21 protein-coding genes and 1 riboswitch are annotated in these 24,908 nt (G+C 68.6%); of the genes, 13 read left to right on the top strand and 8 right to left on the bottom strand.

Going from position 1 to position 24,908, the window contains the following annotated elements; all coding sequences use genetic code 11:
* Positions 1-4: 4 nt before the first annotated feature.
* The 7 genes from ABD648_RS05460 to ABD648_RS05430 are packed head-to-tail and all read right to left on the bottom strand — an operon-like array spanning position 5 to position 7,345.
* On the bottom strand, positions 5-778 hold the full coding sequence (locus ABD648_RS05460; RefSeq protein ID WP_282213964.1) for an SDR family NAD(P)-dependent oxidoreductase: 774 nt from the start codon (positions 776-778) through the stop codon (positions 5-7).
* Positions 779-798: 20 nt separating this feature from the next.
* The gene (locus tag ABD648_RS05455; protein WP_282213963.1) at positions 799-1,746 is read right to left on the bottom strand and encodes a glycosyltransferase family 2 protein; all 948 of its coding nucleotides are present in this window, start codon (positions 1,744-1,746) and stop codon (positions 799-801) included.
* 23 nt (positions 1,747-1,769) lie between these two features.
* Positions 1,770-2,906 carry a cysteine desulfurase family protein gene (locus ABD648_RS05450; protein ID WP_282213962.1) on the bottom strand — a complete coding sequence of 379 codons (1,137 nt, stop codon included), beginning with the start codon at positions 2,904-2,906 and terminating at the stop codon, positions 1,770-1,772.
* 5 nt (positions 2,907-2,911) lie between these two features.
* Positions 2,912-3,763 carry a carboxylating nicotinate-nucleotide diphosphorylase gene (gene nadC / locus ABD648_RS05445; RefSeq protein WP_282213961.1) on the bottom strand — a complete coding sequence of 284 codons (852 nt, stop codon included), beginning with the start codon at positions 3,761-3,763 and terminating at the stop codon, positions 2,912-2,914.
* A complete protein-coding gene (gene nadB, locus ABD648_RS05440) occupies positions 3,763-5,298 on the bottom strand; it encodes an L-aspartate oxidase (protein WP_282213960.1) in 1,536 nt (511 codons plus the stop codon). Before nadB ends, nadC begins: the two co-directional genes overlap by 1 nt.
* A complete protein-coding gene (gene nadA / locus ABD648_RS05435) occupies positions 5,295-6,632 on the bottom strand; it encodes a quinolinate synthase NadA (protein ID WP_282213959.1) in 1,338 nt (445 codons plus the stop codon). Before nadA ends, nadB begins: the two co-directional genes overlap by 4 nt.
* The gene (locus tag ABD648_RS05430) at positions 6,629-7,345 is read right to left on the bottom strand and encodes an NUDIX hydrolase (RefSeq protein ID WP_116636586.1); all 717 of its coding nucleotides are present in this window, start codon (positions 7,343-7,345) and stop codon (positions 6,629-6,631) included. The genes nadA and ABD648_RS05430 overlap by 4 nt, the downstream gene beginning before the upstream one ends.
* A gap of 265 nt (positions 7,346-7,610) precedes the next feature.
* Between ABD648_RS05430 and ABD648_RS05425 the strand changes: the two genes are divergently transcribed.
* The 13 genes from ABD648_RS05425 to ABD648_RS05365 all read left to right on the top strand — a co-directional run bounded on the left by ABD648_RS05425 (position 7,611) and on the right by ABD648_RS05365 (position 23,998).
* Entirely contained in the window at positions 7,611-9,302 is a 1,692-nt protein-coding gene (locus ABD648_RS05425; RefSeq protein ID WP_282213958.1) for an ABC transporter substrate-binding protein, read from the top strand.
* A 32-nt stretch (positions 9,303-9,334) separates the two neighbouring features.
* The gene (locus ABD648_RS05420) at positions 9,335-10,330 is read left to right on the top strand and encodes an ABC transporter permease (protein WP_282213957.1); all 996 of its coding nucleotides are present in this window, start codon (positions 9,335-9,337) and stop codon (positions 10,328-10,330) included.
* Positions 10,323-11,309, top strand: a complete 987-nt coding sequence (locus ABD648_RS05415) for an ABC transporter permease (RefSeq protein WP_282213956.1) — start codon at positions 10,323-10,325, stop codon at positions 11,307-11,309. The genes ABD648_RS05420 and ABD648_RS05415 overlap by 8 nt, the downstream gene beginning before the upstream one ends.
* Positions 11,306-12,157, top strand: coding sequence for an ABC transporter ATP-binding protein (locus ABD648_RS05410; protein WP_282213955.1), 852 nt, complete (start codon positions 11,306-11,308; stop codon positions 12,155-12,157). The genes ABD648_RS05415 and ABD648_RS05410 overlap by 4 nt, the downstream gene beginning before the upstream one ends.
* Complete coding sequence (locus ABD648_RS05405) at positions 12,154-13,017, top strand: ABC transporter ATP-binding protein (protein WP_282213954.1); 864 nt, start codon at positions 12,154-12,156, stop codon at positions 13,015-13,017. The genes ABD648_RS05410 and ABD648_RS05405 overlap by 4 nt, the downstream gene beginning before the upstream one ends.
* Before the next feature lie 59 nt (positions 13,018-13,076).
* A riboswitch (glycine riboswitch) is annotated at positions 13,077-13,172 on the top strand.
* 300 nt (positions 13,173-13,472) lie between these two features.
* Positions 13,473-14,657, top strand: a complete 1,185-nt coding sequence (locus tag ABD648_RS05400) for a glycine cleavage system aminomethyltransferase GcvT (RefSeq protein ID WP_282213953.1) — start codon at positions 13,473-13,475, stop codon at positions 14,655-14,657.
* Entirely contained in the window at positions 14,654-15,049 is a 396-nt protein-coding gene (gcvH, locus tag ABD648_RS05395) for a glycine cleavage system protein GcvH (protein WP_282213952.1), read from the top strand. The genes ABD648_RS05400 and gcvH overlap by 4 nt, the downstream gene beginning before the upstream one ends.
* Positions 15,050-15,110: 61 nt before the next feature.
* Positions 15,111-17,945, top strand: coding sequence for an aminomethyl-transferring glycine dehydrogenase (gcvP, locus tag ABD648_RS05390; RefSeq protein WP_425561722.1), 2,835 nt, complete (start codon positions 15,111-15,113; stop codon positions 17,943-17,945).
* Positions 17,946-18,164: 219 nt separating this feature from the next.
* Positions 18,165-19,796, top strand: coding sequence for a peptide ABC transporter substrate-binding protein (locus ABD648_RS05385; protein WP_282213950.1), 1,632 nt, complete (start codon positions 18,165-18,167; stop codon positions 19,794-19,796).
* 99 nt (positions 19,797-19,895) lie between these two features.
* Entirely contained in the window at positions 19,896-20,822 is a 927-nt protein-coding gene (locus ABD648_RS05380; protein WP_282213949.1) for an ABC transporter permease, read from the top strand.
* A complete protein-coding gene (locus tag ABD648_RS05375) occupies positions 20,815-21,759 on the top strand; it encodes an ABC transporter permease (protein WP_282213948.1) in 945 nt (314 codons plus the stop codon). Before ABD648_RS05380 ends, ABD648_RS05375 begins: the two co-directional genes overlap by 8 nt.
* Positions 21,756-23,429, top strand: coding sequence for a dipeptide ABC transporter ATP-binding protein (locus tag ABD648_RS05370; protein ID WP_282213947.1), 1,674 nt, complete (start codon positions 21,756-21,758; stop codon positions 23,427-23,429). Before ABD648_RS05375 ends, ABD648_RS05370 begins: the two co-directional genes overlap by 4 nt.
* Before the next feature lie 2 nt (positions 23,430-23,431).
* Positions 23,432-23,998 (top strand): PH domain-containing protein, encoded by a 567-nt coding sequence (locus tag ABD648_RS05365; protein ID WP_282213946.1) that lies wholly within the window; start codon positions 23,432-23,434, stop codon positions 23,996-23,998.
* A 7-nt stretch (positions 23,999-24,005) separates the two neighbouring features.
* Here the strand turns inward: ABD648_RS05365 and ABD648_RS05360 are convergent, their stop codons facing one another.
* The gene (locus ABD648_RS05360; RefSeq protein WP_282213945.1) at positions 24,006-24,812 is read right to left on the bottom strand and encodes a CPBP family intramembrane glutamic endopeptidase; all 807 of its coding nucleotides are present in this window, start codon (positions 24,810-24,812) and stop codon (positions 24,006-24,008) included.
* Positions 24,813-24,908 lie beyond the last annotated feature (96 nt).

Here is a 24,908-nt window from a genome sequence, read left to right as displayed (position 1 = left end):
CAGGTCAGTGCACCGAGAGGCCGCCGTCGACGAAGAGCGAGTGGCCCGTGACGTAGCCGGAACCCGCACCGGCGAGGAAGACCGCGGCGCCGGCGAAGTCGCTCGGCAGGCCGTTGCGACCGATCATCGTGCGTGCGGCGAGGGCGGCGATCTTCTCGGGGTCCTCCTGGAGCCGGGCGTTGAGCGGGGTGAGGACGAACCCGGGGACGAGCGTGTTGCTCGTCACCCCCGTGCCGCCCCACGCCTCGGCCTCCGACCGCATGAGCGACTCCACCGCCCCCTTCGACGCGCCGTAGATGCCGCTGCCGACGAACGCGCGATGCGCCTGCTGAGAGCTGATGTGGATGAGCCGGCCGTACCCGCGCTCGACCATTCCGCGGGCATAGTGCTGTCCGAGCAGGAAGGGCGCGAGGGCGTTCACCGTCATCGTGGCATCCCAGTCGTCCTCGGTGATCTCGGCGTAGGGCGGCCGGATGTTGATGCCGGCCGAGTTCACCAGGATGTCGGGGGCGCCAAAGGGTTCGGCCGCCGCCTCGGCGAGGGCGTGGATGCCCGCACGGGTGCCGAGATCGCCCACGACACCGGCGACGCGGCATCCGCTCTCCTGGAGATCGCGCACGGTCTCGTCGATGCGCTCTGCGCCGCGGGCGACGATGACCGTCGACGCACCCGCACGGGCCAGGGCGGTGGCGATGCCGCGGCCGATGCCCGAGCTTCCGCCCGTCACCACGGCGGTGCGGCCCTCGAGCGAGAAGAGCGAGTCGAGGTAGTCGTTCATGGAGTCACCGTTCTCGTCGATCACCAGGAGAGTGCCGCAGCGATGGCCTCATCGGGAGAGGCGTCGTCGAACTCCGGAAGCGCGCGGAGCTCGTCGATGAAGACGGCGACCTCGGCGGCGTAGGCGGGGTCGTCGTGGGTCGCGGCGATGTCGAGCAGCGACGGCATGTCCATCGCGAGGATCAGGTCGAGCCGCGCCGTGACGGCCGCGCGCTCACCGGCGTCCTGCAGCACACGGATGCCGCCGCGCAGGGCGGCGAGGTAGTCGCGCAGCACCGGCAGCTGAGCCTTCCCCTGCGTGATCGAGGTGCCGTCCGGGCGGACACGCCACCTCACGACGACGTCGGGGATGACATCGAAGGAACGGGCACGGGTGTACATCTGCTGGGCGACGATCTGATCCTCGTACGCGACGCCTTCGGGGAACCGGAGATCGTGCCAGAAGTCCGTGCTGCTGATCTTCGACCAGGCCACGATGTTCGACACCGCCCGCGGATGCCGGGCGAGCGAGGTGCGGAGCCGTGCCGGATCGGTGGCCGCGGCGACCCAGGGCTGCACTCGTCCGGAGTCGTAGGTGTCGCCGTGCGGGCGCAGTCGCACGTAGGCCCCGGCCACGAAGTCGCTTCCGGTCTCGGCGAGGGTTCCGGTCAGGCGGGTGAGTGCCTCCCGGGTGAGTTCGTCGTCGCCGTCGAGGAAGCCCAGGTACGGGGTGTCGACGCGGGCGACGCCGGCGTTGCGGGCCGCGCCGAGGCCGCGGGACGCCTCGTGCCGGAGCACGGTGAACCGGGTGTCGGCCGCCGCGGCGTCGGCGAAGATGGCTCCGGTCTCATCGACCGAGCCGTCGTCGATGAGGATCGCGCGCCAGCGGGTCTCGGTCTGGGCGCGCAGCGAATCGAGAGCGGCCGGGGCGAAGGCGGCGATGTCGCGTCCGGGGACGATCATCGTCACGATCGGGGCGGATGCAGTCACCAGCCGAGTCTATTGGCCGCCCGTCAGCCGGAGGCCGCTCGCACCGACTCCGCGACCAGCACCGTCAGACGTTCCGGGGCGTCGTCGGGAAGGGGTTCCCGGCCGAACGTGAAGCGCACGGAGGTCTGCGCGACCTCGGGCGGGATCCCGCAGGCGAGCAGAACGGGCGACGGCTCGTCGCTGCCTGCCGCGCACGCCGAGCCGCTGGACGAGATCACACCGCGGCGCTCGAGCTCCAGCAGCACCGCCTCGCCGCTCGTTCCCGCGAACGTGAAGCTCGCGGTGCCGGGGAGCCGATGCTCGGGGTCCCCGGTGAGCGCGGCCTGAGGAACGGAGCGCAGCACGCCCGCGATGAATCGTGCGGTCGCGGCGCCGACGCGGGCCGAGACGACGGCCCGCTCCGCCTCGGCGAGCTCGAGGGCCGTCGCCAATCCCACGGCGCCGGCGACGTTCTCGGTGCCGGAACGGCGTCCGCGCTCCTGACCGCCGCCGTGCAGCAGAGGCTCCAGCGGCACCCGTCCGCGTACCGCCAGAGCGCCGATGCCCTTCGGGGCGCCGAGCTTGTGCCCGGCGATCGACACGGCATCGGCGCCGAGGTCGCGCAGCGGCAGCCATCCCGCGGACTGCACCGCATCGAGGTGCAGGGGGACGCCCGCCGAGCGAGCGATCTCGGCGAGGGCCTCGACGTCCTGGACCGTGCCGATCTCGTTGTTCGCGTGGCCGACGGAGACGAGCGCAGTGTCGTCGCGGATCGCCTCCGCGAGGGCCGACGGCTCGATGCGCCCCTCGGTGTCGACCCGGAGCCTCGTGACGGAGACCGCGTGGAAGCGGCTGAGATAGTCGGCGGACTCGAGGATCGACTCGTGCTCGATGGGGGACACCACGAGGTGTCGCCGCCCGCTGTCGAGCGCCGCGAGCACGATGCCCTTGACCGCGAGGTTGTTCGCCTCGGTGCCGCCCGCGGTGAACACCACGTCGCCGCGACGCATGCCGAGCACGCTCGCCACCCGAGCCCGGGCGTCGTCGAGGGCGCTCGCCGCCGCTTCGCCGGCCGTGTGGTGGCTGGACGGGTTCCCGAACACCGCGGTGAGGTAGGGGTGCATCGCCTCGAGCACCTCCGGTCTGACCGGAGAGGTGGCGGCGTGATCGAGGTACAGCACGATGCTCAGTCGATCCGCAGGTCGAGGCCGAGATCGAGGGCCCTCGCCGAGTGGGTCAGCGCCCCGACCGAGATCACGTCGACGCCGGTTGCAGCGATGTCGTGCACGGTGTCGAGGTTCACACCCCCGGAGGCCTCGACCGTAGCCCTGTCGCCGATCAGCTCGACGCCCGCGCGCAGGTCGTCGAGCGAGAAGTTGTCGAGCAGCACGGTGTGCGCGCCGCCGTCGAGGACCGCCGGGATCTGGTCGAGGCGATCGACCTCGACGACGACATGCGTGGTGTGCGGCAGTCGGGACAGCGCATCGCGGAGCGACGTCGCAAGGTCGGCGCCGGAACGCTTCAGCACCGCGAGGTGGTTGTCCTTGGCCATCACGGCATCCGACAGCGAGTAGCGGTGATTGCGCGCTCCGCCCGACACGACGGCATGCCTCTCGAAGGCGCGGAGTCCCGGCGTGGTCTTGCGGGTGTCGGCGATACGCGCGCCGGTGCCCTCGACGGCGCGCACATAGGCCGCGGTCAGCGTCGCGATGCCGCTCATCCGCTGGGCGAAGTTCAGGGCCACGCGCTCGGCGGTGAGGATGCTGCGCGCCGAACCCGAGACCGAGGCGAGCACGTCGCCGGCGGCGAACTCGTCGCCGTCGCCCACGTGCAGGTCGACCGTGAGCGCGGGGTCGGTGAGGGCGAAGGCCGTCGAGAAGACCTCGCCGCCGCTGAAGACGCCCGCCTCGCGCGCGACGAGATCGGCCGTGGCGGTGGCCTCCGCGGGAAGCAGGGTCGCGCTGGTCAGGTCGCCCCAGGGAGCGTCCTCCTCGAGGGCGGCGCCGACGACGCGCGTGAGGATGGCGGGTGTGAGCATCAGACGGTCTCCAGGATCGGTGCGGCGGTGCGGGCTTCGGCATCCGTGAGCCGGTAGTGGGCGCCGACGGAGCCGGTGCGCGCCAGGGCGGCGGATGCCGTTGCCTCGGCCAGCAGCAGCAGGTTGGCGTCCTCGTGCTCGCCGACGGTGCGGGGCGCGGGTGCAGCGAGGCGCCATGCCTGCACGGTGTCGAGGGCGTTCCGAAGACCCTCGGAGGTGCGCAGGAGTCCGACGTCGCTCCACATCAGCTGCTGCAGAGCCGCGCGGGAGAAGTCCGGGACCTCGCTCCCGTCGCGATATTCCACGGATGCCGGCGCCGGATCGGTTGATTCCCGCGACCCCAGGGTGGGGGATCCCGGCCAGGGGGCACCGAGCGCCGCCGCAGCGCGAGCACCGAAGACGGCGCCCTCGAGCAGGGAGTTGGATGCCAGGCGGTTGGCTCCGTGCACGCCGGTGCGCGCGACCTCGCCGACGGCGAAGAGCCCGGGGATCGTGCTCCGACCGTGCAGGTCGGTGACGACGCCGCCCATCAGGTAGTGGGCGGCGGGTGTCACCGGGATGGGGTCGGTCGACCAGTCGAAGCCGCGCTCGCGCGTCACCCTGTCGATGGTCGGGAAACGCGCGGCGAGCGTCGCGGCTCCGAGCATCGCGGCATCCAGGCGCACCGGACCACCCTGCGCCGCGGCCCGGCGGGCGATCGCCCGGGAGACCACGTCGCGCGGTGCCAGCTCGCCGTCGGGGTGGCTGTCGAAGACGAACCGTCGACCGTCGTCGTCGATCAGCGTGGCGCCTTCCCCGCGCACGGCCTCGGAGATCAGGAAGGCGGGGTTGTCGGCGAGGATCGTCGGGTGGAACTGGACGAACTCCAGATCGTCGACCTCCGCGCCGGCGCGCAGGGCGGCGGCGATGCCGTCACCCGTGGTCCCGACGGGATTCGTCGTGTGCGCGTAGAGGTGCCCTGCTCCGCCGGTGGCGAGGATCACGGCGTCGGCCGTGAGCTCGGATGCTGTCGCGTTCCCCGCGGAATCACGGATGAGCAGGCGGATGCCGCGCACCGCGCCGTCGCTCACGATGAGGTCGGACACGAACGCGTGCTCGATCACGTCGATCGTCGCGCGACGCACCGCTGCGACGAGCGCGCGGGAGATCGCTGCTCCCGTGGCGTCTCCGCCGGCGTGCACGATGCGGGCGTGGCTGTGCGCGGCCTCACGACCGAGCAGCAGCATGCCGTCCGCGTCGCGGTCGAACGCGACGCCGCGGGCGATCAGCTCGGCGATCCGGTCGGCCCCGTCCGCGACGAGGGCTTCGACGGCCGCCTCCTCCGAGAGCCCCGCGCCGGCGGCCAGAGTGTCGGCCGCGTGCTGCTCCGCCGAGTCGCCGGCGCCGTAGACCCCGGCTACGCCGCCCTGTGCGTAACCGGTGCTGCCGTCGCCGAGTGCGCCCTTCGTGACGACCGTGACAGCATGCCCGGCCTCCCGCGCGTGGAGAGCCGCGGTGAGTCCGGCGATGCCGGAGCCGACCACCAGGACGTTCATCGCGCGCCGACCGTCACGGGCGGCTTCGCCGCCAGCATCCGCTCCAGGGCCACGCGCGCGGGATCCGCGACGTCGGCTGACACCGTGATGCGGTTGGGCGTTCGTCCCGCGACGAGCTCCTCGAGCACCCAGGCCAGGTATCCGGGGTGGATGCGGTACATCGTGGAGCACGGGCACACCACCGGGTCGAGGCAGAAGATCTCGTGCTGCGGGTACTGGGCCGCGAGGCGGCGGACGAGGTTGATCTCGGTCCCGATCGCGAAGGTGGTCGGTTCCGTTGCGCCGTCGATCGCGCGGCGGATGTAGTCGGTGGATCCGGCCTCGTCGGCGGCGTCGACGACCTCCATCGGGCATTCCGGGTGCACGATCACCCGCACGCCGGGGTGCTCCGCGCGTGCCTGATCGATCTGCGCCACGGTGAAACGACGGTGCACGGAGCAGAAGCCGTGCCACAGGATGACGCGCGAATCGACGAGTTCGGCCGCAGAGGAGCCGCCCAGCGGCCGACGCGGATTCCACATCGGCATCTGCTCGAGCGGCACGCCCATCGCCTTCGCCGTGTTGCGACCGAGGTGCTGGTCGGGGAAGAACAGGACGCGCTGACCGCGTTCGAACGCCCACTCGAGCACCGTCTCGGCGTTCGACGATGTGCAGACGATGCCGCCGTGGCGCCCGACGAAGCCCTTGATCGCCGCGGAGGAGTTCATGTACGTGACGGGGATCACGGGCACCCGGCCGTCGGCGTCGGGGGTGTCCAGATCGCCGAGGACATCGGCCAGCTGCTCCCAGCACTCCTCGACCTGGTCGATGTCGGCCATGTCGGCCATCGAGCATCCCGCAGCCAGGTTCGGCAGGATCACGGCCTGATCGGGCTGCGAGAGCAGGTCGGCTGTCTCGGCCATGAAGTGGACGCCGCAGAACACGATCGCCTCGGCATCCGTCCTGCCCTTGGCTGCCGTCGCGAGCTGGAACGAATCGCCCACGTAGTCCGCATGCTGCACGACCTCCTCGCGCTGGTAGAAGTGGCCGAGGATCACGACGCGATCGCCGAGGGTCGCCTTCGCGGAACGGATGCGCTCATCGAGCTCGCTCTCATCCGCTTCGCGATAGGCGGCGGGGAGCTCGCCCTGGCGCGGGGCACCGGTCGGGATGACGTCGCCCATGGAGGACCCGGGGCCGTAGCCGGGCCTGGCGTCGAAGTCCCAGGGGCCGGCGGCGAGGTCGGTCGCACAGGTCGCGTCGGTCGACGCTCCCTCGACGATCGCCTGGATCGCGTGGTCGACGGAGGGATCCAGGGGCGGAACCGCGGGCGTCGGGACGAAGGTGATGCTCATCGGGTGCTCGTTTCTTCGGAACCGAGAGGGCCGCGGTCGGCCAGCTCGACATCGGTGTTGTAGCGGTACAGACGTGCAGGTCGGTGGCTCCCGGTGCGGAAGCGCTCGGTGGGGAGGAGGTTGCCCGTCGCCTCCACCTGGCGACGGAAGTTGGCGGGGTCGAGCTGCTTTCCGAGGATCGCCTCGTAAGCCTCCCGAAGATCGGCGAGCGTGAACTCGGCGGGGAGGAACCCGTGCGCGACGCGGCTGTAGCCGACCTTGTTGCGCAGGCGCCAGAGCGCGTACTCGATGATCTTCGCGTGGTCGAACGCGAGCGGAGGCAGGGCGTCGACGTCGAACCACTGCACGTTCTCCGGCGCGCGTCCGGAGGCGATGTGCGCCGCGCTCTGCGCCACCACATCGTCCTGGCGGAGCAGTGCCCAGTAGACGATCGACACGACGCGGGTGGGGGAGCGGTCGACGGCGCCGAAGGCGTAGAGCTGCTCGAGATAGCTGGGTGCGAGGCCGGTGGTCTCGGCGAGCGTGCGGGCCGCGGCGTCGACCGGCGATTCGTCGGCGGTGAGCCAGCCGCCCGGCAGTGCCCACTGGTGCGCGAAGGGTTCGCGCGTGCGCAGCACCAGCGGCAGCGACAGGACCGCTGCGCCGTTCTCCGCACGGCGCAGCGTGAGGATCACCGTCGAGCCGGCGACCCGGATGCCGCGAGTTTGAGTCATGGTTACCTTAACCTCCGAGATCGATCTTAGTGTCCTTCTGACCCTTAGTGGGTGCAGATGACGAGAATTCCCGTCGAGTCCGAAACGTTATCTCCCGACCGGGTGGAGGCTTGTCCGCCGCGGCAGGGTTTGTTAGGTTACTGTCCTAACAAACCCTGCGAGGTCGGCCCACCAGCTCCTCCCGGGTTTCCACGAACCCCAGACGGGGTTCTGCTCCATCCGGAGAAATCCCTCCTGCAGTGCAGCACCGAGAGGAAACAGAAGAATGATCCGTAACGGAAAGCGCAAGATCGCGCTCACCGCCGTCGCAGGGGCATCCGTCCTGGCACTGGGCCTCACCGCCTGTGGCACCGGCGGCAGCGGCGATGACGGCAACGCCGATGGCGACCGGGCCCTCCGGGTCTGGGCCGGAAGCCAGACCCCGATCACCGCGAACTACAACCCGTTCGCACCGACCGTGCTCCATGGCGCGCTCGGACCCATCTACGAGCCGCTGTTCTTCTTCAACAAGACGTCCGACTCCGAGCCCGTGGGCCTGATCGGCGACTCGTACGAGTACAACGAGGACGGCACGGTGATCACCATCACCATCAAGCCCGACCTCAAGTGGAGCGACGGCGAGCCGCTGACCGCTGCGGACGTCGCGTTCTCCTTCAATTACGAGGCGAACAACCCCGAGGGCAACGGACTCGTGTCCGCCGAGGCCACCGACGACACCACCGTGGTGCTCACCTACGCGGCCGCGCAGTACACCACCGAGTTCCAGCGCCTCGGCTCGACCTACATCCTGCCCGAGCACATCTGGGCCGACGTCGCCGATTTCGCGAACTTCGCGAACGAGGAGCCGGTCGGATCCGGCGCATACGTCGTCGACAAGACCACCAGCGAGTCGTACACGCTCGTGGCGAACGAGAACTTCCGCGACGCCGACAAGCTCGGTGTGAAGAAGGTCCAGTACATCGCCGTCGACAACAACCAGACCGCACAGGACCTGCTCGCGGCGGGTGAGCTCGACTGGACGGGCATGTTCATCCCGAACCCGGATGACGTGACCGCCAACGGCAAGATCAGCTGGGTCAACACCCCGCAGGACCCGACCGTGCTCTACACCTGCTCGAACGCCGAGCTCGGCTGCGCCGGTCCGCAGACCGACGTCGCCGTGCGCCAGGCGCTCAACGTCGCGATCGATCGTGCGGCGATCAAGGACAAGGCGTTCGTCGGTCTCACCGGCGACATCTCGCCGACCTACGCGCTGCTCCCGCGCGACGAGAAGTGGGTCGCGGATGCTGCCAACGAGGTCAGCCCGCAGGAGGCGGACGCCGCCGAGGCAGGCAAGATCCTCGAGGCCGCCGGCTACGTCAAGGACGGCGACTTCTACGCGAAGGACGGCGTGCCGCTCGAGCTCACGCTCACCTCGGTCGACGGCTGGACCGACTACAACGACGCCGCCAAGCTGATCGCCGAGCAGGCCGCGGCAGCGGGCATCAAGATCACCGCGTCGACCGTGCAGTGGCAGGAGTTCTCGGACTCCCGTCAGGGCGGCGAGTACCAGCTCATCGTCGGCGGCATGATCGGCACCTCGGTGGCCGACCCGTTCCAGATCTACCGCGACTGGGTCGGTGGCACCGCGATCCAGTCGACCAGCCCCGTCGGCACCGAGGTTCCCGCCGGACGCTGGAACTTCAGCCGCTACGACAACCCCGTCGTCGACGCCGCGATCCAGTCGGCGATCAGCACGAACGACGAGGCCGAGAAGAAGGAGCTGTACGGCACGATCCAGACCGAGATCGTCCGTGACCTGCCCTACATTCCGCTCGTGATCAACGCCACGCAGACCTTCTACAACACGCAGGACTTCACGGGTTGGCCGACGGAGGAGGAGATGTACGCCTTCCCGCCGTCCTGGGGTGCGATCGCGGCAGGCTACGTCCTGACGCAGCTGCAGCCGGCTAAGTAATTCGAAGGGATGGGGAAGCAGGAAGCAGTGACATGAAGTTCTATGCACGAAGAATCGGGTTCTACGCGTTCACGCTCTGGGCCGCGATCTCTCTCAACTTCCTGCTTCCCCGGCTCATGCCGGGGAACCCCGCCGACATCATGATCGCCAAGATGCAGCGGGCCGGCGGCGAGATCTCCGAGACCACCATCAGGAACATCAAGCTCCTGCTGGGCGGCGACGACTCCTCGCTGTGGGAGCAGTACCTCTCCTACTGGGCGCGCATGTTCCGCGGCGACCTCGGTATCTCGGTGACGAAGTATCCGACCCCGGTGACCGAGCTCATCGCCGGCGCGATCCCGTGGACCCTCGTCCTGGTGGGTACCGCGACCGTCATCTCGTTCATCCTCGGCATCGCGCTCGGCGCCTGGGCAGGGTGGAAGCGCGGGACCTGGGTCGATCATCTGATCCCGGCGACGACCGTGCTGCAGTCGATCCCGTATTTCTGGTTGGCCCTGATCCTGGTCGCGGTGTTCTCCGTGGGGCTCGGCTGGTTCCCGCTCTTCGGGGGCTACGACGTCTTCGACTTCCCCGACGGGCCGGAGCCGACCTGGGCGTTCTTCACCGACGCCTTCTCGCATGCTCTCCTTCCGGCGATCACCATCGTCATCTCCTCGGTGGGCGGCTGGATGTTCGGCATGCGCAACATGATGGTCGCGACCCTCGCCGAGGACTACGTCCTCACGGCCGAGGCCAAAGGCCTTCGCCCGCGGCGCATCCTCACCACGTACGCCGCGCGGAATGCCGCGATCCCGTCGATCGCCGGCTTCTCGATCACCCTCGGCTTCGTCGTCTCGGGCTCCATCGTGATGGAGCAGGTGTTCACGTACCCCGGCATCGGCAAGCTGATGTTCCAGGCGGTCACCAACAACGACTACGCGCTGATGCAGGGTCTGTTCCTCGTGATCACCATCACGGTGCTCGCGGCCAACTTCTTCATGGACCTCGTCTATGGCTTCATCGACCCGAGGGCTCGCCAGAATGTCTGATCCGCAGAACACCGCCGGCCTCCTCTCCGTCGAGGAGACGCCCACGACGGCACCCGCCAGCACGATCGCGATGGCGACGCAGCAGGGCCGCAAGCGCCGTCGCATCCTTCCCAGCACGTCGCCGAAGTTCATCGTCGGCTCGATCCTGGTGATCGCGACCGTCCTGTTCGCGATCATCGCGCCGATCTTCACGCAGAACCCGCGCAGCACCGCGAATCCCGCTCTTCAGGCGCCCTCGGCCGAGCACTGGCTCGGCACGACGAAGCTCGGCAACGACATGTTCGCCCAACTCGCGATCGGCGCTCAGGGATCGCTGCTCGTCGGACTGATCGCCAGCGTCATCGCGATCGTGCTGTCGCTCGTCTTCGGCGTTCTCGCCGGCTACCTGGGCGGATGGCGCGAGGACGGTCTCGCGCTCTTCACCAACGTGATGCTCGTGATCCCCGCACTTCCGCTGGTCATGGTGATCGCGTCCTTCGTCCCTCAGCGCACCTGGCAGCTGGTGGCGATCTTCCTCGGCATCACCTCGTGGGCGGGCGCGGCCTACGTGCTGCGTCTGCAGACGCGCTCGCTGCGCACCCGCGACTACGTCTACGCCTCGAAGGTCGCCGGAGAGAGGTCGCTGCGCGTGATCCTCGTCGAGATCATGCCGAACCTCCTTCCCCTTCTCACCGCGCAGTTCCTGTTCGCCCTCATCTTCGCGATCCTCGGGGAGGCAGGACTCTCGTATCTGGGACTCGGACCGACGGACTCGATCACCTGGGGGACGATCCTCAATGATGCGCAGTCCGGTCAGGCCCTGGGACGAGGGGCGTGGTGGTGGTTCGTGCCGCCGGGCCTGATGATCGCCGTCATCGGCGCGGGCCTCGTCCTCATCAACTTCGCCATCGACGAGGTCATCAACCCGAAGCTCCGCAATGCGCCGGATGCGGCCCGCCGCGTGCGCAAGGCCGCCAAGACCAAGGGGGTCACCGCATGAGCGACGCCGTGCTGACAGCGACGAACGTGTCGATCGAGTACGAGGTCGATCCGCCGGTGAAGGCCGTGCGCAACGTGTCGCTCACGCTGAACCGCGGCGAGATCCTGGGACTCGCCGGGGAGTCCGGCTGCGGCAAGACGACGCTCGCCTACGGGATGAACCGTCTGTTGAAGGCGCCGGCGCTGATGACGAGCGGCGAGATCGTGTTCCACGATCGCGACGGCCACGACATCGACATCGTGGGGCTCGACGGCGATGGCCTGCGAGCGTTCCGGTGGGACAAGATCTCGATGGTGTTCCAGGGCGCGATGAACTCGCTCAACCCGGTGCTCGATGTGAAGGCGCAGATCTTCGACATCTTCGACACCCACCGCCCCGGCATGTCGAAGAAGGACAAGACGGCCCGCGCCGAGGAACTGCTCACCCTGGTGGGAGTGGATCCCGCCCGGTTGACGAGCTTCCCGCACGAGTTGTCGGGTGGGATGCGGCAGCGCATGATGATCGCGATGGCGCTGGCGTTGGATCCGCAGGTGATGATCATGGACGAGCCGACCACGGCGTTGGATGTGGTCGTGCAGCGGGGGATCATCCGGGAGATCATGCGGCTGCGTGAACGCCTCGGGTTCGCGGTCATCTTCATCACGCACGATCTGCCGATGCTGATCGAGATCAGCGACCGCATCGCGGTGATGCTCCAGGGACAGATCGTGGAGCAGGGGACGGCTGCGGAGATCTACCGGACCCCGCAGCACGAGTACACGAAGAAACTGCTGTCGAGCTTCCCCTCGCTGAAGGGTGAGCGGGGCGATTTCGTCCGCACGGGCGTGAGCCAGGAGGGGACCCGATGAGCACGAAGACGGATGCCGCGCGCGGCACGGGCACGCTGGAGGCGCGGAACCTGACGAAGGACTTCCACCTGCGCTCCGGGTTCAGGACCACGACCCTGCACGCGGTGAAGGACGTGTCGTTCACGTTGGAGCCGGGGCGGACGGTGGCGCTGGTGGGGGAGTCGGGGTCGGGCAAGTCGACGATCGCGCGGATGCTGATGAAGCTGGAGACCCCCACGAGTGGGGAGATCCTCCTCGACGGCGCCCCCTCGGGGACGGGCGGACGCGCGCTGGAGCGGTACCGGTCGGATGTGCAGATGGTGTTCCAGGACCCGTTCGCGTCGTTGAACCCCTTCCACACGATCGTGCACCACCTGGAGCGACCGATCCGCCTGCACCACCCGGAGCTGACAAGTGCTCAGGTGCGGGAGCGGGCCGTGGAGCTGCTGGAGCGGGTCCGGTTGACACCGGGGGAGAGCTTCGCGGAGCGTCGTCCGCACGAGTTGTCGGGTGGTCAGCGGCAGCGTGTCGCGATCGCCCGGGCGCTCGCGCCGGGGGCACGGTTCATCGTCGCCGACGAGCCGGTGTCGATGCTCGACGTGTCGATCCGCCTCGGGGTGTTGAATCTCCTCGCGGAGCTGCAGCGGGAGGAGAACCTCGGGGTGTTGTACATCACGCACGATCTCGCGACCGCCCGACACTTCTCCGACGAGATCATGGTTCTCTACAAGGGGGATGTCGTCGAACGCGGGCCCGCGGACGAGGTCATCCTCAACCCGCAGCACGAGTACACCAAGACCCTCCTCGGCGCCGCTCCCGAGCCCGAGAACCTCGGTCGTCTGCGGGACGAGGTCCGCGCCGAACTCGGCATCGTCGGCTGACAGCACCGTTCCGCGCGGGGCTCCCGCTAGACTGATCCCCACAACTGAAGACAGGCCGAATGACCCCCGCGGGAGAGCCCCGGCGAACGCAGCCGGGCACCGAAGGAGCAAGCCTCCCCGCCAATCTCTCAGGTAACGCGTACCGCGCGGTTCCGGCCACTCTGAAAAGCGATTTCGAGCGAAGCAAGAAATCGGGTTGAGCAAGGGCGCCCCGCGCCCGAGTCGAAACCCCGGTGAGACAAGCCCCGCGAGTCTCCCCGTTCTTGCTCTGGTTCGAGAGTCGAGTGCACGGTGAGGCGTTTCGTCTCGCTCCGCTCGCTCAACGACCGGGATATCGAGATCCGCCGACGGTGAAAGCCCCCCAGCGCGGGCGAAGCTCTCAGGCCCATGACAGAGGGGGAGTTCCGAGGAACGTCGATGTCGTCGTTCCGCCCGATTCCGCACGGGAGAACTCCATGTCCGATCCCCGCTACACCCCGCTCCGCGAACGCCATGAGGCGCTCGGGGCATCGTTCACCGACTTCGGCGGCTGGCAGATGCCGGTGCGCTACACGTCGGACCTCGCGGAGCACCACGCCGTCCGCCGGTCGGCCGGCCTGTTCGACATCTCGCACATGGCCGAGTTCCTCGTCACCGGGCCGAGCGCCGCGGAGTTCCTCGACTACGCGCTCGCCGGCCGTCTCTCCACGATGTCTGTGGGAAAGGCCAAGTACTCGCTGATCCTGTCCGAGGCCGGCGGCATCGTCGACGACGTCATCGTCTACCGTCTCGCGGAGGATCGCTACCTGGTGATCGCGAACGCCGGGAACCGCGGATACGTGGATGCCGCCTTCGCCTCGCGCGTCCGGTCGTTCCCGTCGCTCATCGAGCGCGAGGGACCCCCGCGCGTGGAGGGGGAGGAGCGCAGCTTCGCCGGCTTCCTGGGCGACCGCGGGGTCGATGTCGAGGATGTCTCCGACTCGTTCGCCCTCCTCGCCGTCCAGGGCCCCGCGGCGGAGGCCATCGTCGCGGCGACCGAGGGGATCACCGACGTCGGAACGCCGTGGGCCGAGCAGAAGTACTACGCCTGGGCCGACGCCCGCTTCCTCGGCGAGCCCCTGCTCCTCGCCCGGACCGGCTACACGGGCGAGGACGGCTTCGAGCTGCTCGTCCCCGGCACCCTCGCGCCCGCGCTCTGGGATGCGCTGGTCGTCGCAGGAGAGCCGCACGGCCTCGTTCCCGCCGGGCTCGCCGCTCGCGACACGCTCCGGCTCGAGGCGGGGATGCCCCTCTACGGCCACGAGCTCTCCCTCGAGACGCGACCGGCGCAGGCCGGCCTCGGACGCGTGGTGGTGTCCGACAAGGAGAGCTTCATCGGGAAGGATGCCGTCGACGCGGCCCCGGATGCTCCGGTCCTCGTCGGGCTCGTCGCCGAGGGCAAGCGCGCCGGACGCGCCGGCTACGCCGTGGTGGATGCCGAGGGCGCAGCGCTCGGTGAGATCACCAGCGGTGCTCTGAGCCCGACCCTCGGCCACCCGATCGCGATGGCCTACGTGACCCCGTCTTCCGCCGAAGAGGGAACCGCAGTATTCCTTGATGTGCGGGGGACGAAGATCCCCGCGACCGTGACCGCCCTGCCTTTCTACCGGAGGACAAAATGACCGACCTCAACGCACTGAAGTACACCGAAGAGCACGAGTGGATCGCGACCGGTCCTTCGACAGGCTCAGGAACCCAGGTCGTGAGCATCGGCATCACCGACTATGCCGCCGAGAAGCTCGGTGACGTCGTGTTCGTCGAGCTCCCCGCGGTCGGCACCGAGCTCGCCGCCGGCGCTGTCGTCGGCGAGATCGAGTCGACGAAGTCGGTCGGCGAGCTCTACGCCCCGGTCGCCGGCACGGTCGTCGAGATCAACGATGCGGTCGTCGACGACCCGTCGCTCGTCAACGCCGAGCCCTTCGAGGGCGGCTGGCTGATCAAGGTGTCGGTGGCCGACGGCGCCACCGACGACCTGCTCGACCGCGACGCGTACGTCGCCCTGACGGAGGGCTGATCCACCCGTGGTAGCTTTCGCCGATCGTCACATCGGACCCACCGCCCAGGCCCAGCGGACCATGCTGGATGCACTCGGGCTCCTCGACGAATCCGAGGAGCCCGTCGAGGCGCTGATGCGTCAGGCCGTGCCCGGCTCGATCTTCACGGCTGCTCCCTCGGGCGCGGAGGCCCAGGCCTCTCTCATCCCGCCGGCGGCGAGCGAGACCGAGGCGCTGGCCGAGCTGCGCGCCCTCGCGTCGCGCAACGCGGTGAACCGGCCGATGATCGGCCTCGGCTACTACGGAACCATCACCCCGCAGGTGATCCAGCGCAATGTGCTGGAGAACCCCTCGTGGTACACGGCGTACACGCCGTATCAGCCGGAGATCTCGCAGGGCCGCCTGGAAGCGCTCATCAACTTCCAGACCATGGTCGCCGAGCTCACCGGGCTGACGACCGCCAACGCGTCGATGCTCGACGAGTCCACCGCGGTCGTCGAGGGCATGCTGCTCGCCCGTCGCGCCTCCAAGTCGTCGTCGAACGTCTTCGCGGTCGACGCCGACGCGTTCCCGCAGACCAAGGCCCTGCTGGCCACGCGGGCTGATGCCGTCGGCATCGAGCTCGTCTCCGTCGACTTCGCCGCCGGAGCGGAACTCCCGACCGAGCTGTTCGGAGTCTTCGTGCAGTACCCGGGCGCATCCGGTCGGGTCTGGGACCCGTCGGCCGTGATCGACGCCGCGCACCTCGCCGGCGGTCTCGCCGTCGCGGCCGCGGACCTGCTCGCCCTCACGCTGATCTCCTCGCCCGGCTCGCTGGGCGCGGATGTGGCGGTCGGCACCACGCAGCGCTTCGGTGTGCCGATGGGCTTCGGCGGTCCGCACGCCGGCTACATGGCCGTGCGTTCGGGACTCGAGCGTCAGCTGCCCGGTCGCCTGGTCGGCGTCTCGGTCGATGCCGATGGCAGGCCCGCCTACCGCCTCTCCCTGCAGACGCGCGAGCAGCACATCCGCCGCGAGAAGGCCACGTCGAACATCTGCACCGCGCAGGTGCTGCTGGCCGTCATGGCCTCGATGTACGCCGTCTATCACGGGCCCGACGGGCTCAAGGCGATCGCGACGGAGGTGGCGACGAAGGCCGCGCTGCTGCGCGACTGGCTCGTCGAGGCCGGCGCCGACGTCGCGCACGACGCGTTCTTCGACACCGTCTCCGTGCGGGTACCGGGTCGTGCGGCGGAGCATCAGGCGCAGGCGCATCACGGCTACGGCATCCTCGTCCATGTCGCGGATGCCGACACGATCAGCTTCGCCGTCGACGAGACGACGACGATCTCCGAGCTGCACCAGGTCGCAATGGTCTTCGGCGGCAAGCAGGAGCGGGTGTTCGGGGTCATCGATGGGCACGACGCTCTGCCGGCTGTCCTGCGCCGTCAGGACGAGTACCTGACCCACCCGGTCTTCCACGCGCACCGCAGCGAGACCGCGATGATGCGCTACCTGAAGAGCCTCGCCGACCGCGACTACGCGCTCGACCGCGGCATGATCCCGCTCGGGTCGTGCACCATGAAGCTCAACGCCGCGACCGAGATGGCCGCGATCACGTGGCCCGAGTTCGCGGGCATCCACCCGTTCGCGCCGGCATCCGACGTGCAGGGCTACCTCGACCTCATCGAGCAGCTCGAGGGCTGGCTCGCCGAGGTCACCGGGTACGACGCCGTGTCGCTGCAGCCGAACGCCGGCTCGCAGGGCGAGCTGGCCGGTCTCCTGGCGATCCGCGGCTACCACCTCGCCAACGGTGACGAGCAGCGCACGGTCTGCCTGATCCCGTCGTCGGCGCACGGCACGAACGCGGCATCCGCCGTGCTCGCGGGGATGAAGGTCGTCGTGGTGGCCTGCGACGAGCTCGGCAACGTCGATCTCGACGACCTGCGCGCCAAGATCGCCGCGCACGCCGACACCCTCTCCGCGCTGATGATCACCTACCCGTCCACGCACGGCGTGTACGAGCACGACGTCGTGGAGATCACGACGGCGGTGCACGACGCCGGCGGCCAGGTGTACGTCGACGGCGCCAACCTCAACGCCCTGCTGGGGTACGCGCGCTTCGGCGACCTCGGCGGCGACGTCTCGCACCTGAACCTGCACAAGACGTTCGCGATCCCGCACGGCGGCGGCGGCCCGGGCGTCGGACCCGTGGCGGCGAAGGCGCACCTCGCGCCGTTCCTGCCGTCGCACCCGCTCGCGCAGCGCGCCGAGCACTTCGGCGGCTTCACATTCGAGGGCGGAGTCGTCTCGGCGGCGCCCTACGGATCTGCGGGCATCCTGCCGATCTCCTGGGCGTACGTGCGCATGATGGGCGCCGACGGCCTGCGGCGCGCGACCGCTGCCGCGGTGCTCTCGGCGAACTACATCGCCGCCCGCCTGGGCGAGCACTACCCCGTGCTCTACACCGGTGAGAACGGTCGAGTGGCGCACGAGTGCATCCTCGACCTGCGTCCGCTCAAGGAGGCCACGGGCATCACGGTCGACGACGTCGCCAAGCGACTGATCGACTACGGCTTCCATGCGCCGACGATGTCGTTCCCGGTCGCGGGCACGCTGATGGTCGAGCCGACGGAGTCCGAGGACCTCGCCGAGATCGAGCGCTTCATCGAGGCCATGATCATGATCAAGGCCGAAGCGGATGCCGTGGCGGCAGGGCGCTGGCCCGCCGACGACAACCCTCTCGTGCACGCGCCGCACACCGCGGTCTCGCTGATCGCGGGGGAGTGGACCCACGCCTATACCCGGGAGGACGCCGCGTACCCCGTGCACGCACTCGTCGCCGGGAAGTACTGGCCGCCGGTGCGCCGTATCGATCAGGCCTACGGCGACCGCAACCTCGTCTGCGCCTGCCCGCCCGTGGAGGCCTTCGCCTGACACCGGGCCCGCGGATCCGAACGGAGTCGTGCTCCTCGCCGGGGAGCGCGGCTCCGTCGCGTCTTTCCGGGTGTTTCGCGGATGTTACGGATGGTCACCACTCAGTAACAGTTCGTTAGCTGAGTGCATTCGGGAGCCCGAGCGCGGGTTACGCTCGACTATCCCTACGCGTTCAACGGTGAGCGCGCAGTCTGAGTAACAAGTCCAGGAGGACACAAAGTGAAGCGCAACAAGATCGCCCTCGCGGGCAGCGCCATTTTCCTGATCGGAGCCCTGACTCTCGCGGGCTGCGCGAGCGGCGGCGGCAATGAGCCCGCCGAGGAATCGTCGGGTGACGCTTCGGCGATCATCTCGGTCAACAACACCGAGCCGCAGAACCCGCTGATCCCCACGAACACGAACGAGGTCGGCGGCGGCCTCGTGCTGCAGAGCATCTTCGCCGGTCTCGTGTACTACGACGCCGAGGGCGCCGTGCACAACGACCTCGCCGAGTCCATCGAGACCGACGACGCGCAGACCTACACGATCAAGATCAAGGCCGACCAGACCTTCGCGAACGGCGACCCGGTCGACGCCGAGTCGTTCGTCAAGGCCTGGAACTACGGTGCAGCGCTCGACAACAAGCAGCTCTCGAGCTACTTCTTCGAGTCCATCGAGGGCTTCTCCTACGAGGAGAACGTCCCGGAGCTCTCCGGCCTCAAGGTCGTCGACGACCTGACCTTCACGGTCAAGCTCAAGCAGCCCGAGTCCGACTTCCCGCTGCGCCTCGGCTACACCGCGTTCTTCCCGCTGCCCGCAGCGGCGTGGGACGACCTCGAGGCCTTCGGTGAGAACCCGATCGGCAACGGACCGTACGTCTTCGCCGAAGAGGGCGCGTGGAAGCACAACGAGAGCATCGACCTCATCAAGAACGAGGACTACACCGGTCCCCGTGAGCCGAAGAACGGCGGCGTGGACATGATCCTCTACGCCAGCACCGATGCCGCGTACGCCGACCTCCAGGGCGGCAACCTCGACATCCTCCAGGAGATCCCGGACAGCGCACTGCAGACGTTCGAGAGCGACTTCGAGGGTCGTACCGTGAACCAGCCGGCCGCAGCCAACGCGACCATCACCATCCCGGAGCGCCTCGAGCACTTCAGCGGTGAAGAGGGCCAGCTGCGCCGTGCCGCCATCTCGCACGCGATCGACCGCGAGGAGATCACCGACGTGGTCTTCAGCGGCACGCGCACCCCGATGAAGGACTTCACGTCGCCGGTGATCGACGGATACTCCGAGGACATCCCCGGCTCCGACGTGCTCGACTTCGACCCCGAGAAGGCGAAGGAACTGTGGGCCGAGGCCGACGCCATCGCTCCGTGGACCGGCTCGTTCCAGATCCAGTACAACGCCGACGGTCCCAACCAGGGCTGGGTCGACGCGATCGCCAACCAGCTGAAGAACAACCTCGGCATCGACGCATCGGGCAACCCGATCCCGACCTTCGCCGAGCACCGCACGCTGATCACCGAGCGTCAGTCGACCACCGCCTTCCGCACCGGATGGCAGTTCGACTACCCGTCGATGTTCAACGGTCTCGGCCCGCTCTTCGGAACCGGCGCCGGCTCGAACGACGGCGACTACTCGAACCCCGAGTTCGACGCACTCCTCGATGAGGGCGCATCCGCTGCCGACGTCGAAGAGGGCATCACGAAGTTCCAGGAGGCGCAGGAGATCCTGTTCAAGGACCTGCCCGCCATCCCGCTCTGGTACACCAACGCCATGGGCGCCTGGGGCGAGTCGGTCGACAACGTCGCGTTCGGCTGGGACACCTGGCCGATCCTCTACCAGGTCACGAAGGACGGCGAGTAAGCCGGACGGCACTCACCTGTGAGGCGGTGACGATTCGTCGTCACCGCCTCGCGGGCTGTGTTCGTCACGATTCTCCGCCTCCTCGCTACAGGACCACAGATGCTCGGCTACATCCTCAGACGTCTTCTGCAGGTGATTCCGGTTTTCTTCGGAGCCACCCTGCTCATCTACTTCCTCGTGTTCGCCATGCCCGGCGATCCGATCCTCGCCCTGTTCGGCGACCGCACCCCGAACCCCGCGGTCGTGGAACAGCTGCGTGAGCAGTACCACCTCAACGATCCGTTCCTCGTGCAGTACTGGTACTACATCACCGGCGTGTTCCAGGGAGATCTCGGCAACACGTTCTCCGGACGCCCCGTCTCGGAGGTCCTCGCAGAGACCCTCCCCGTCACGGGCCGTCTGGCCGTCATGGCGATCGCCATCGAGTTCGCACTCGCCATCGTCATCGGCACGATCTCGGCTCTGCGCAAGGGCAAGGTCTTCGACCACGCGATGCTGGGCATCGCGCTCGTCGCGATCGCCATCCCGATCTTCGTGGTCGCGTTCCTCGCGCAGTACTTCCTGGCGATCCAACTCGGCTGGTTCAAGCCCACGGTGGGCTCCGACAACGACTGGGGCGGCCTGTGGCTGCCTGCCATCGTGCTCGGTTTCAGCCTGTTCGCGGTCAGCATGCGGTTGATGCGGAGCTCCGTGATCGACACGCTCAACCAGGACTGGGTGCGCACCGCCTACAGCAAGGGCCTCTCCCGCAACCGGGTGATCCCCGTTCACGTGCTGCGCAACTCGCTGATCCCGGTGATCACCAACTCGGCCACCAACTTCGGTGTGCTGCTGGTCGGCGCGACCGTGACCGAGGGCATCTTCAACGTCCCGGGCGTCGGCAACACGCTGTATCAGGCCGCGATCCGCAACGAGGGGCCGACCGTGGTCTCCTTCGTCACGGTGTTCGTGATCCTGTACGTCCTGGTCAACCTCGTCATCGACCTGCTCTACGGTCTGCTCGACCCAAGGATCCGCTATGCATGACCCCATCTCGCAGAATCACTTCGTCGCGCCGGTCGAGACGGAGACCATCTCGGTCGACGCCGTGCGCATCGCCGAGAAGCCGCGCAACCTGTGGCGTGATGCATGGGCCGATCTCCGGCGGCGCCCGCTGTTCTGGTTCTCGGTCGTGCTCGCGCTCTTCTTCCTCGTGATGGCGCTCTTCCCGACGCTGTTCACGTCGACTCCGCCGAACGCCGACTGCCAGCTCGGCAACAGCAACGCCGGTCCGGCCGAGGGGCATCCGCTCGGCTTCACCTTCCAGGGCTGCGACATCTACGCCCGGCTCGTCTGGGGGGCGCAGACCTCGCTCGCCGTCGGCCTCCTGGCCACGGCGATCGGCTCGATCGTCGGCCTCATCATGGGCGCGCTGGCCGGGTTCTACGGCGGATGGCTGGACTCGCTGCTGTCGCGCATCGGCGACATCTTCTTCGCCATCCCCTACATCCTCGCCGCCGTGGTCGTCATGACGGTCTTCTCGCAGTACCGCTCCGTGCCGGTCCTCGCGTTCGCGATCGGTGGTTTCGCCTGGGCGTCGACCGCACGCGTCGTGCGTGCCGAGGTCCTCAGGGTTCGTCAGGCCGACTTCGTCGTCGCGTCCAGAGCGCTCGGGCGATCCAAGTTCGGCACCCTCGTCGGACACGTGATCCCGAACGCCCTGGCGCCGCTGCTCGTCGTCTCGACGCTGTCGCTCGCCGCATCGATCGTTGCGGAGGCGACCCTGTCGTTCCTCGGCGTCGGCCTGGGAAGCGACACCATGTCGTGGGGAAATGACATCAGCGCCGCGCAGTCGTCGCTGCGGGTGGCGCCCATGGCGCTCATCTATCCGTCGATCGCGCTCACGCTCGCCGTGCTCGCGTTCGTCACCCTGGGCGAGCTCATCCGAGACGCCATCGATCCGAGAGCGAGGGCACGCCGATGAGCGAACGCACTCCCGACCAGGTGCCCCTGCTGAGCGTGCGCGACCTCAAGGTCGCGTTCCGCACACAGGACGGGCTCCGCGAGGTCCTGCACGGCGCGAGCTTCGACATCTTCCCCGGCGAGACCATCGCCATCGTGGGCGAGTCCGGGTCGGGCAAGTCCACGACCGCCAGCGCCATCGTCAACCTGCTCCCGGGCACCGGCACGATCACGGGCGGTTCGATCACCCTCGACGGACGCGAGCTGACCACGCTCGGGCGCCGCGAGATCGAGGCCGTCCGCGGCCGGGAGATCGGCTTCGTGCCGCAGGATCCCATGTCGAACCTCAACCCGGTATGGAGCATCGGCTTCCAGGTGAAGGAGGCGATCCGCGCCAACGGGATCGCCAGCGGCAAGCAGGACGTCAAGGCGCGAGCGATCGAGGTGCTGCAGCAGGCCGGACTCGGCGACGCCGAGCGACGCCTGCACCAGTTCCCCCACCAGTTCTCCGGTGGCATGCGTCAGCGCGCGCTGATCGGCATCGGCCTGGCGGCGGATCCCAAGCTGCTCATCGCCGACGAGCCGACCTCGGCTCTCGACGTCACGGTGCAGCGGGTCATCCTCGACCACATGGCGACTCTCACTCGCGAGAAGGGCACCTCGGTGCTCCTCATCACGCACGACCTCGGCCTCGCGGCCGAGCGCGCGGAGAAGATCATCGTGATGAGCAACGGCAACATCGTCGAAGCCGGGCCGAGCAGGGAGATCCTCGAGAACCCGCAGCACCCGTACACGCAGCGACTCGTCGGAGCCGCCCCGAGCGTCGCCTCGCAGCGCATCCAGGCCGTGGTCGAGGACCGCGGCATCGAGACGCTCGAGGACCTCGCGGACATCCCGCCGACCGTGCGGGTCGCGGGTCTCACGAAGGACTACAAGATCCGCCAGGGGAACTTCCGCAGTGAAGCCTTCCGCGCGGTCGACGATGTCTCCTTCGAGATCCCGCGAGGCAAGACGCTCGCGCTCGTCGGGGAGTCGGGTTCCGGCAAGTCGACCGTCGCCAAGATGGTGCTCAAGCTCGAGGAGCCGACCAGCGGAACGATCGAGATCGACGGCCAGGACGTGTCGAAGCTCTCGAACGCGCAGGCATTCGGCCTGCGTCGTCGCATGCAGCCGGTGTTCCAGGATCCGTATGGATCGCTCGACCCGCTCCGCAACATCGGGAGCACGATCGCGGAACCGCTGCAGATCCACGGAGTGGGGGATCGCGCCTCGCAGCGCGAGCGCGTGGAGGAACTCCTCGACCAGGTGGCGCTGCCGAGGGCGCTCGCGACCCGGTACGCGAACGAGCTCTCCGGCGGACAGCGGCAGCGCGTCGCGATCGCTCGGGCGCTCGCGCTCAAGCCGGACATCGTCGTGCTCGACGAAGCGGTCTCGGCGCTCGACGTGCTGGTGCAGGATCAGATCCTGAAGCTCCTCGCGGAGCTGCAGTCGGAACTGAACCTCACGTACCTCTTCATCACGCACGACCTCGCCGTCGTGCGCGTGTCGAGCGATCTCGTCTGCGTCATGGAGAAGGGAAAGGTCGTCGAGCAGGGAACTGTCGACGAGATCTTCGCGAACCCCCAGCAGGAGTACACCGACCGACTGCTCAAGGCGATCCCGGGTGCGTCGATCCCGCTCGGCGGGCGCTGAACGTGCCGACGGATCCACGACCGGAGGCCGCACGGACTTTCCGTGCGGCCTCCGGTCCTGTCTTCCTCGTCATCTGCGCACTGCTCGCGCTGTTCCTGCTCGGCGATGCCGTGCTGCGCGCCGGCTGGGGGCCGATGCTGCTGCTCGCACCCTGGATCCTCCTCGGCCTGTGGGTGGTGTACGAGGTCGCCTTCGTCTCGTTCGTCCGCATCGATGACGCGGGAGGGACCGTGCAGAACATGCTGCGACGCACGACCTTCGGGTGGCGTCGTGTGCGGGACATCGATCTTCGCTGGCAGCTCGTCTTCTCGCTCGACGACGGCACCGATGTCACGTGTTACGGCGGCCCGGCCAGGGCGCGGCAGCGGCGCACGGTCGGTCGGCAGGACGAGGAGCGGAAAGCCCCGACCAGCCTCCGCGACCTGACCGACATCCGCGACCGCTGGGAGGCAGCCGATATCGCCGCCGATGCGCCGATCCGGCGGAGCTGGGACGGCCCGGCGATCATCGCCCTCGCCGTGATCGTCGTCTGGGCTGTCGCCGCAGTCCTCATCGCGAACGCCGGCTGACCGCGTCTCAGCTCGGCAACCCGAACAGCTCGGGCCAGGTCGCGGCTGCCCAGGGGTAGCCGACGAAGACCGTCGCGTCGATCAGGAAGTGCGCGACGAGGAACGGCAGCAGGCGGCCGCTGCGCTGGAAGAGCCAGCCGAACAGCAGTCCCATGGCCAGGTTCCCGATGAACGCGCCGGGCCCCTGGTACAGGTGATAGCTCGCACGCAGCACCGAGGTGGACACGATGATGGTCCAGGGGCTCCAACCGAGCTGCTTCAGGCGGGCGAAGAGGTATCCGAGCACGACGAACTCCTCCTGCAGCGACGCCCGCGCGGCGGCGAGCAGCAGGACGGGCACGGTCCACCAGTGCGTGTCGAGTCCCGCCGGGTTCACGGCGACGAAGAGTCCGGAGGCGCGTCCGGCGATGTAGAGGGCGAGTCCGGGGACGCCGATGGCGACGACGAGGAGGATGCCGCGTCCGGCATCTGCTGCGACCCGGGTGCCGTCCAGTCCGAGCCTCTCCAGGTGCGGACGTCGGGACTGCCAGAGCAGGAAGCACACCAGCAGAACCGGCACCAGCGAGAAGCCGATCGACAGCACCTGGTAGATGAGGTCGAAGATCTCGCGGTCGCTGCGCGAGGGGTTGAGCGTCGCGGTCTGATCTGCCAGCGGTGTCTCATCCGCGAGACGGTAGGCCAGCTGCACGATCGCGTACACCGCGGACTGGCCGAGGCCCAGCGCGAGGACGATCGCGATCTCCCACCAGAGCCGGCTGCGGGAGGGCGCGGGAGAGCCCCAGGGGAGGGGGTCCGAGGCGGGTCGGGAAGTCACGATCCCGATGCTACGACCTCCGCTCAGGAACCGACCCTCAGGTTGCGTTATCCTGGAACGTCGGCTTCCCGGCGCAATCCCACACCTCTTTAGGAC

The sequence above is a fragment of the Microbacterium luteolum genome (genome assembly GCF_039533965.1).
GTDB lineage: Bacteria > Actinomycetota > Actinomycetes > Actinomycetales > Microbacteriaceae > Microbacterium > Microbacterium luteolum.
The sequence above is the reverse complement of the archived record's forward strand: the minus strand, read 5'-3'. Positions and strand labels throughout refer to the sequence as shown.